Annotated in this window: 7 protein-coding genes; all 7 read right to left on the minus strand. The window is 63.8% G+C overall.

Features of this window, described 5'->3' with window-relative positions; translation table 11 throughout:
• Positions 1-7: 7 nt before the first annotated feature.
• The 7 genes from GSQ80_RS12360 to GSQ80_RS12395 all read right to left on the minus strand — a co-directional run bounded on the left by GSQ80_RS12360 (position 8) and on the right by GSQ80_RS12395 (position 8136).
• Complete coding sequence (locus tag GSQ80_RS12360; RefSeq protein ID WP_254059604.1) at positions 8-217, minus strand: DUF5522 domain-containing protein; 210 nt, start codon at positions 215-217, stop codon at positions 8-10.
• Positions 214-5187 (minus strand): DEAD/DEAH box helicase, encoded by a 4974-nt coding sequence (locus GSQ80_RS12370; protein ID WP_254059605.1) that lies wholly within the window; start codon positions 5185-5187, stop codon positions 214-216. Before GSQ80_RS12370 ends, GSQ80_RS12360 begins: the two co-directional genes overlap by 4 nt.
• Before the next feature lie 347 nt (positions 5188-5534).
• Positions 5535-5939, minus strand: coding sequence for a cupin domain-containing protein (locus GSQ80_RS12375; RefSeq protein ID WP_158787923.1), 405 nt, complete (start codon positions 5937-5939; stop codon positions 5535-5537).
• A gap of 10 nt (positions 5940-5949) precedes the next feature.
• Positions 5950-6555: an HAD family hydrolase gene (locus GSQ80_RS12380; protein ID WP_158787924.1), complete on the minus strand. Its 606-nt coding sequence runs from the start codon at positions 6553-6555 to the stop codon at positions 5950-5952.
• A gap of 119 nt (positions 6556-6674) precedes the next feature.
• Complete coding sequence (locus tag GSQ80_RS12385; RefSeq protein ID WP_158787925.1) at positions 6675-6983, minus strand: YXWGXW repeat-containing protein; 309 nt, start codon at positions 6981-6983, stop codon at positions 6675-6677.
• Between the two features lie 108 nt (positions 6984-7091).
• Complete coding sequence (locus GSQ80_RS12390) at positions 7092-7754, minus strand: hypothetical protein (RefSeq protein ID WP_158787926.1); 663 nt, start codon at positions 7752-7754, stop codon at positions 7092-7094.
• Between the two features lie 184 nt (positions 7755-7938).
• Entirely contained in the window at positions 7939-8136 is a 198-nt protein-coding gene (locus GSQ80_RS12395) for a hypothetical protein (RefSeq protein WP_158787927.1), read from the minus strand.
• Positions 8137-8521: the final 385 nt, after the last annotated feature.

An 8521-nucleotide genomic window follows, 5' to 3' on the forward strand; every position in this document is an offset into this window, starting at 1 on the left:
CTATTTGCTACTTGTAGGGGCAGTGACGGCAGTCAGAGTTGCAGCAGGAGCCGCGGCGGAGGTGGTAGGCGGCGGTGAAGACCAGGTAGGGGCCTTCCATGTAGAAGTCTTCGGGGCGGAGGGACTCTCCCTCAGGGGCTAAAGCCTTCGGATTTTCAGCAGGTTCTATGGATGGGCTGAAGCCCATCCCCTTCGAAGGATCGTTGCCGTCGGTCATGAGAAGAGGCTGGGAGAGGCTGCGGGTTGGGGGGTGCGCGTGGTGAGGGCTTCGGCTCGGAGCATGTCGGGGATGCTGCGGGTGCGGGTGGCGCGCGGTGGTTTGGTGGTGGAAGATGGGGAGGGATTTTCTTCGACGGTGACGCCGTTGAGCAAGCTTACGGTGCGGCCGGGAATGGCGGGGATGCGGTCGCCGGGGACGAGGATGCCGGCGAGGTTGAGGGGATCGGCGGCGGCGACGGTGATGGCGGGTTCGTCGGCGCGGGAGGCGTGTTGGGTGCGGGCCTTGCGGAGGCTGTCGGCGGCTTCGGAGAGGGCGTATTGCTCGCCGAAGGGGCCGCTGACGAAGCGGCCGCCACGGATTTCGCCGCGGGCTTCGAGACGGCGGAGGATGGGGAGGAGGTCGCGCCACTTGGGGGCGTTGGCTTCGCGGGTGAGGAGCTCGCGGAATAGGACGCCGTAGCGGCAGAGAAGGATGCGGGCGTGGGCGTCGAGGGCGGCGTCGGTTTGTTTGGCCTGGGCGATAGCGGTTGATGTAGTGGCGCGAGGATCGTGCGAATCCCAGGTCCGAGAATCCGGACCTGGGATACCCGGGGTGGTGGCTGACAAGAGGGACCAGCGGCCGGCGGTGGTGCGGGCGGCGGCTCGTTTGCGGAGGCTGGTAGGGGCGGGCGCGGTAGTTGCGGATTTGCGGCGCGGGTCCATCATGGAGCGGAGCTGGTCGAAGCCGTCGGCGGAGGCCAGGCCGGCGGTGGCGAGCTCCCAGAGGGCCGTCGTGGTTTGGAGCTTGGTTAGGCCGGAGACGCGCTGGAGGTCGGTGGTGAAGGCGGCGCCTTGCGTGGCTAGGAGAGCGCGGATGGTTTGGGCTTCGGGGGAGAGGGATTGGGTGAGGGTCGTCTCGTCGATGGACTTGGAGGCGAGGGCGTGGTGTAGCCAGTCGGAGGAGTCGCGGAGGTAGAAGGTTATCGGGGCGGCGGTGGTGGGAATGACACGACGGGGTGCCGTTCTTGCTGGTGCGAGAGAAAGGCATACCTCGGGGGCTAAAGCCCCTTCCCCTCCTGAAGGATATGAGACCCGAGCCTGAAGGCTCGGGGTACCTGGAAGCGGCGTTGCGGTAGACGCGGATGTGGGGATTTCGGCAGACGTGGAAGCCGCGGAAGTCCAGGCGGGGTGGGGGGAGATGCGGCCCCAGGCCAGGACGCCGGCGAGGCAGAGGTTGTCGAGCCATTGGGGCTGGTAGTTGGCGATGCGGTTGGGTAGGAGGGTGCGTTCCCACTCGATGGCGGGGGCTTCGAAGCCTTCTAACTGCTCGATGGCGGCGAGGACGGCTTCTTCGCCCGTGAGCTGGGTTTGGGGGGCGAGGTGGTGCCAGTCGAGGAGCCAGCGCATGAAGATCGCCGGGGTAACGGGCTCGACTTGCTTGCGGAGGGTGCCGAGAGTGAGGCGGTGGATGCGTTGCAGGATGCGGCGCTCACACCACTCTTCGGCGTGGGGGTCGGTGGTGGGTGGGTGCTCGAAGACGCCGCGCATGGAGAGGCCTTGCATCTCCATGGTGAGTAGAGACTGGTGGATGTCCGCGGGCTTGAGGTGGGTTAGGGTGGCGAGGTGAATGGAGGTGGTGGGGCCTAGGAGTTGGAGGTAGCCTTGTGTGAGGGTAAGGGTGGCGGTGTCGCGCGGGCTTGCGGTGGCTGATGGCGCGGGCGCTGTGGTGGGTGTGAGCGGTGTGGCAGGTCCTTCGGCTGCGCGCTGCGCGCTGCGCTCAGGATGACAGGGTTTGGGTAGTTCGATCGAAGGCCAGAGAGCGGCGGCTTCGGGGAGGCGCTCGGTGGCGATCCAGGTGGGAGAACCTTCGATGTCGATGCAGTGGGCTCTTCCCTTCTCTGCGAGGCGGTTGAAGAACACGGGCCAATGTTGGGTAGAGCGAGAGGTTGTGGGCATCGTGGAAACCAAGGTCCCAGAATCGAGACCTGGGGCACCCGGTTCTGTGGTCCGAGAAACTGAGCTTGTGGCACCCGATGCGCCGAGCCATTGGATCGGGAGGGCGATGAGTTGGAGGAGGAGGTCGTGGAGTTCGTGCTCGTCGCGGACGTCGGGCCAGAGTTGGGTGCGGACGGTGGCGATGGCTGCGGGGTCGATGCGGCCGGGGGATTCGGGGAGACGCGAGGGGACGTTGCCTCGGGTGCTGACGGCGCGGGTGCGGCGGGCGGCCGCGTCCTCTGGGTCGAGGAAGGCGTAGGGCATCGCGTTGATTAGCTCGTGCGCGAAGACGCTCGGGATTGGGGTGTCGACGGCGATGCAGGTGATGGTGCCGTCGGCGATGCCTGCGAGGACTTCGAGGAGGCCTTCGAGGTCCATCGCTTCGGTGAGGGTGTCCTTCATGACTTCGCGGACTAGTGGGTGGTCGGGGATCTCGATGTCGCCGGTCATCGTCTCGGGGCAGGCCGAGGCGTGGGGGAATACGCTGGCCAGGAGGTCGTCGGAGCGGGTGCGCTGGATTTGCGGGGCGACGCGCTTTCCCTTCTGCATGCGGAGGAGTTGGAGGCTGCGGCCCGCGGCCCAACGCCAGCGGTTCTTGAAGAGCGGCGAAGGGATGCTGGCTTGCTCGAGGAGCTCGCGGGCGGTGAGGGTGGTGAGGAAGTGGAAGACGTCCGCGAGGGGGAAGCTGTGCTGCTCGGCTAGGGAGATGTTGATGCCGTTGTCGGTAGCGGCGGCTTGGAGTTCGAAGTTGAAGCCTCGGCAAAAGCGCTTGCGGAGGGCTAGTCCCCAGGCTTTGTTGAGGCGGCCGCCGAAGGGTGCGTGGAGGATGAGTTGCTGGCCGCCGCCTTCGTCGAAGAAGCGCTCGGCGATGAGGGTGGTTTTGGTGGGGACGGCGCCGAGGACCGCGCGGCCGTGGACGATGTAGGTGATGAGTTGGAGGGCGGCGGAGTGGGAGAGGAAGCAGGTGTCGCGGAGGAAGGCGAGGGTGTCTTGGAGTTGGGATTGGGGATCGTCGGCGAGAGGAGGAGAGCATACCCCAGGGGCTGAAGCCCCTTCCTCAACCGGGGCATGTGAGACCCAAGCCTGAAGGCTTGGGGTACCTAGAAGCTCTGGTCCACTTACGAGGTGTTGCGGAGTGAGGCTGGTGGTGCGTTGGTCGATCTCGTGGCGGAGGGCGCTGACGCCGTCGCTGAGCACGGAGGTGCGTTGGGGGGCTTCGCCTTCCCAGAAGGGGATGCTGGGTGGGGCGCCGTGGGCGTCTTCTACGAGGACCTTGCCGTTGGGGTCTACGCGCTGGATGCGCCAGCTGGTGTTGCCGAGGAGGATGACGTCGCCGGGAGAGCTGTCGACGGCGAAGTGCTCGTCGAGGGTGGCGATCTGGACGTTCTCGGGCTGGAGCATGACGGCGAAGATCGAGGTGTCGGGGATGGCTCCGCCGTTGGAGATGGCGATGCTGCGCGAGCCGCGGCGGGCGTGGAGATGGCCTTGGACCTGGTCGCGCAGGATGTAGGCGCCGTAGCGGCCGCGGGAGTTCTCGATGCCGTTGTGGAGGAGAGCGAGGACTTCTTCGTACTGCTCGCGGGTTAGGTTGCGGTAAGGGTAGGCGCGGCGGAGGACGTTGTAGAGGGCGTCTTCGTGCCAGGACTCGGCGCCTATGGTGGCGACGATCTGCTGCATGAGGACGTCGATGGGTTGGTCCGGGATCTCTAGGAGGTCGAGTTCGCCGGCTACCATCTTGCGGAGGAGGGCGGCTTGCTCGAAGAGGTCGTCGCGGGTGGTGGCGAAGAAGCGGCCTTTGGGGATGGCGCCGCGCCAGTGGCCGGCTCGGCCTACGCGCTGCATCGCTACGGCGACCGCGCGGGTGGTGGCGATCTGGCAGACGAGGTCTACTGTGCCGATGTCGATGCCTAGCTCGAGGGAGGCGGTGGCGATGAGGATCTTGCACTCGCCGGCTTTGAGGCGCTGCTCGGCGTCCAGGCGCAAGGTGCGGGAGAGGCTGCCGTGATGCGCGGCTACTGCGTCTTCGCCGAGACGGTTGCTTAGCTCGAAGCTGATCTTCTCTACTAGCTTGCGGGTGTTGACGAAGACTAGCGTGCTGCGGTGTTGCTGGGCTAGCGCGGCTAGCTTGTCGTAGATCTCGTCCCACATAGCGATGGAGGTGATGGAGGTGAGTTCGGTGCTGGGGACTTCGATGGCTAGGTCGAGGGTGCGGCGTTGGCCGACTTGGATGATGGTCGCGGGTTTGCGCGCGGGCGCGTTGCCGATTAGGAAGTTGGCTACTAGCTCGATGGGGTTTTGGGTGGCGGAGAGGCCTATGCGCTGTGGGCGCGTGGTTAGGCCGGTTAGCATTGCTCCGGGCGCTAGATGGTTCTCTCCGCAGACTAAGGCGTCGAGGCGTTCGAGGGTTAGGGCTAGGTGGGCGCCGCGCTTGTCGTCGGCGATGGCGTGGATCTCGTCGACGATTACGGTCTGGACGCGGGTTAGGTTCTGGCGGGACTTCCCTGCTGTTAGCAGGATGTAGAGCGACTCGGGCGTGGTGACGAGGATGTGCGGTGGATGCTTGAGCATCGCGAGGCGGTGTTTGGTGAGCGTGTCGCCGGTGCGAACGCTGGTGCGGATTTCGGGGCATAGATAGCCGCGCGCGATGGCTAGTTGCTGGATCTCGGCTAGCGGTGCGTCGAGGTTCTTCTGGATGTCATTGGAGAGGGCCTTGAGGGGCGAGATGTAGACGACGTGCGTGTGCGCGGCGAGGCGGCCTTCGATGGCGGCGCGAAGGAGTTTGTCGATGCAGACTAAGAAGGCTGAGAGGGTTTTGCCGGAGCCTGTGGGCGCCGAGATCAGGGTTGATTCGTTGCGGAGGATCGCGGGCCAGCCGGCGATTTGGGGCTCGGTGGGAGAGCCGAATTTGGTGAGGAACCACTCTCGCACGATGGGATGAGCCCAGGCTAGGGCTGGGTCGATGGGAGTGTCGACGATGACGGGTGCGATCGCCATGAGACATTGTAGCTGTTCGCGGTTTCTTCGCTTATTGCACAGGTGAGATGAGGAAGTGCAGAAGCAGATTCCCAGAGGGAATGACAGAAAGAAAAGCAAAGGCAGCGGCAAGAGCAAGGGCAACGGCAACGACCAATGCGGGGGTCCTTCGCTCCGCTCAGGATGACGACGAAAAACGAACAACGACAAGAGCAACCGCAACTGCAACTGCAAGTGCAACTGCAAGTGCAAGTGCAAGTGCAAGTGCAAGTGCAAGTGCTTTGATGCGAAGGGCGCGAAGGGCGCGAAGGGCGCGAAGGGCGCGAAGGGCGCGAAGTTGCGCGAAAGACAACAGGCGGCGGTTGGTTCTAGGAAGAGGTTTTGGAGTATTGCTCGTCGGTTACTTGCTCTAGCCACGCGACTACTTTGTTGTCGAGGCGTTCCTGGATGGCTATGTGGGTTAGGGCGGTGATGGGGCTGGCGCCGTGCCAGTGTTTTTCGTTGGGGGCGAACCAGACTACGTCGCCGGGGTGGATGGCTTCGATGGGGCCGTCCCAGCGTTGGGCGTAGCCGGAGCCTGCGGTGACGATGAGGGTCTGGCCTAGCGGGTGGGTGTGCCAGGCGGTGCGGGCGCCGGGCTCGAAGGTTACGCTGGCGCCCTGGACTAGCGCGGGGTCGGGGGCTTGGAAGAGCGGGTCGATGCGGACGCTGCCGGTGAACCAGTCTGCGGGACCTTTGCCGGAGGGTTTGGTTCCGACGCGTTGGATGTCCATGATGTGCTCCTTACATGTTGCCGGCGCCGATGTCGGCGGATTTTGCTTCGGCGCTGGTGGGGTCGAGGTAGCGCTCGATGGTCTGGTCGAGGATGCCACGGGAGTTGAGGATGAAGTCGATGGCGTCGCGGCCGGCTCCCTGGCCGCCGGGGTTGGGCGTTACGTAATGCGCGGCGGCTTTGGCTTGAGGTCTCGCGTTCGCTGTTGCTATCGCGAAGCCTACTTTGCGCATCACGGGGAGGTCGATGATGTCGTCGCCTACGTAGGCGATTTCGTCGAGGGTGCAGTTTTCGGCAGCGATGATTTTGTTGAGTGCGTCGACTTTGTTGGATTGGCCTTGGTAGACGTGGTCGATCTTCAGGTCGCGGGCGCGGATGGCTACTACCTGCGAGTTGCGCTTGGTGACAAAGCCTATCTTGAGGCCTGCGAGGCGGGCGATGCTGATGCCCATGCCGTCGTGGGCTGAGAAGGCTTTGATCTCGGTGACATGGCCGTTGGGATTGCCGTCGAGGGGAGGGATGATGGTGATGTCGCCGTTGGTGAGGACGCCGTCTACGTCGTAGAGGAGAACTTTGACGCGGCGGGCGCGGTCTTCGGGGGTGAGGGCTTCGGACATGAGTTGATGATACTTGGCATCGCGAGTGAGTAACGGGTAGTGGGTAGTGAGCAGTAAGAGCGCGCGGAACGCACTCCTTCCTACCCACTACTCGCTGCTCTTCCACTACTCACTTGTCCTTAGTGGCGCCAGTGGCCAGCGACCCAGTAGTAGCCACCGGGGCCGCTACGCCACATGCCGGGGACCCAGACGGCTCCGCCATACGGAGGCCTGACCCACACGCCGCCGACCCAGACATAACGGCCTCCGTGCCAGCGATAGTAGCCGGACTGGTAGACATAGCCGCGATGGGGTGCGGGCCCGATGACTATGCCGCGCGGCGGTGGCGGAGGACCGACGCGGACATAGGCCTGGGCGCCAGCGGTGAGCGATGCCGAGAGGATGAGGCCTCCGGCGATTGCGAGCGTTGCTTGTTTCAGTTTTGTCATGTGAGCTCCTTGCAGGATCTTGTTCCCTTGGGTGTCAAACCAGACCTGGACCCGAAAAGTTGCGGTGAACGTAGAGGAGAATCCTATGGGGAGATTCGGTTCGGAGGGTTAGCAGTTGCCTCGGGTTTGATCAATATTGCGATCTGGTTGGGTGTTGGATTCCATGGAGGGAGGTAGTGGCGTGCCGAGGTTTGCGGTGGCGGCGTCGGCTTCGGCCTTGAGGCGTTCCTTCTCTCGGTCTTCGGCCTGTAGCATCTCCCAGTAACGGGTGGCGGTGCCCTTGCGCTCGTAGTCTTGTGTCTCATCGGGGTCTTCGGGGTCGCCCTCGGGAGCGATGAGGTTGCCGTCGGCCTCGTCGAGAACGGTGAGGCTGACCTTGCCGGGATTGCGCTCGGGGATTGGGTTGAGATTGTGGGCGTTGGTGCTGGCGACCTGGAGGCCGTAGAAGAGCAGGGCGGCGAGCTTGGGGTCGATGCGGGCTTCGGTCAAGGCGATGATGACCATGGAGAGCGCGACCTGGATGGAGTGACGGTCCTCCAGCTCGGGGAGGTTGAGCTGCGGGAGCTGCTCGGCGAGGATGGGTTCGCGCTGCGATCCGTCCTGCAGGGTCATGGGATGGAGGACGGTGAGGCCGGGGTCGCGACGAGAGTCGCAGCGGGGATGGTAGCGCTTGAACTCGACGTGGTAGTAGCAGAATAGCTCGTTGCGGAGTGCGGGCGAGCCGCAGCGTTCTCCGTTGATCTTGATGTGGCGACAATACTGAATAGACATGGGTTCCTTATGGGATGCCCGGTGGGCACCCCCCACCCCCCTCCCTAGGGTACTTTAGGTGCAAAGTCGTCCAGGGACAGGGGTTATGGGGCAAAGTATGGGTCAGGGTCTGGCACATTTCGCCGTAAAGTAGCCTATTCGGAGACTTTACGGGCAAAGTAGGGCAAACAGAGACGTTAGGTGCTTATTTGTGGTGGGTGATGCGGTCTACCCCGTGGTTGAAGACTTGGTCGTTGGGGGGGATCCCGGGTTCGTGGAAGGTGTCGCTGGCGATCGGCCGTTTGAAGATGGGCGGCGGCTGAGGGAGGACGTGCTTGCGGGCGCGACGGGCGTTTAGCTCGTGCGGCGGGAGGACTCGGCTGATTTTGAATGGTTCGAACATGATTTTTTCTCCTAGGTTGAGCCATTAAATGGACCAGGGGCTGCGAGTGGCTTTCGCCGACTCGCAGCCCCTGTGTTTCAAAAAGATGGCTTAGTTCAATTGTAGGCTTTTGGTGGGGGTAACTATGCCAACTCTATTTGGCTTGGTTTGTTGGGGTTAGGGCTTGAGGGGGCTTGACAAGATTTTGGCGGTGGGAGGGTTCGGTGGCGGGGCTTGGGAGCACGGGCTGGATCGGGGAGGGCAGATCAGTCGTTGCGCCTGCGGCTCCACTCCGGCCTGCGGCAGCGAGGAAGGGTCTTCGGCCCACGGTTATGAGACCCAAGGCTGAAGCCTTGGGGTACCTATAGGCCTAGAGTTGAACGGCTAACCGAGCGGATGTGGCGGG

It is taken from the genome of Granulicella sp. L46 (assembly GCF_009765785.1).
Lineage (GTDB): Bacteria > Acidobacteriota > Terriglobia > Terriglobales > Acidobacteriaceae > Granulicella.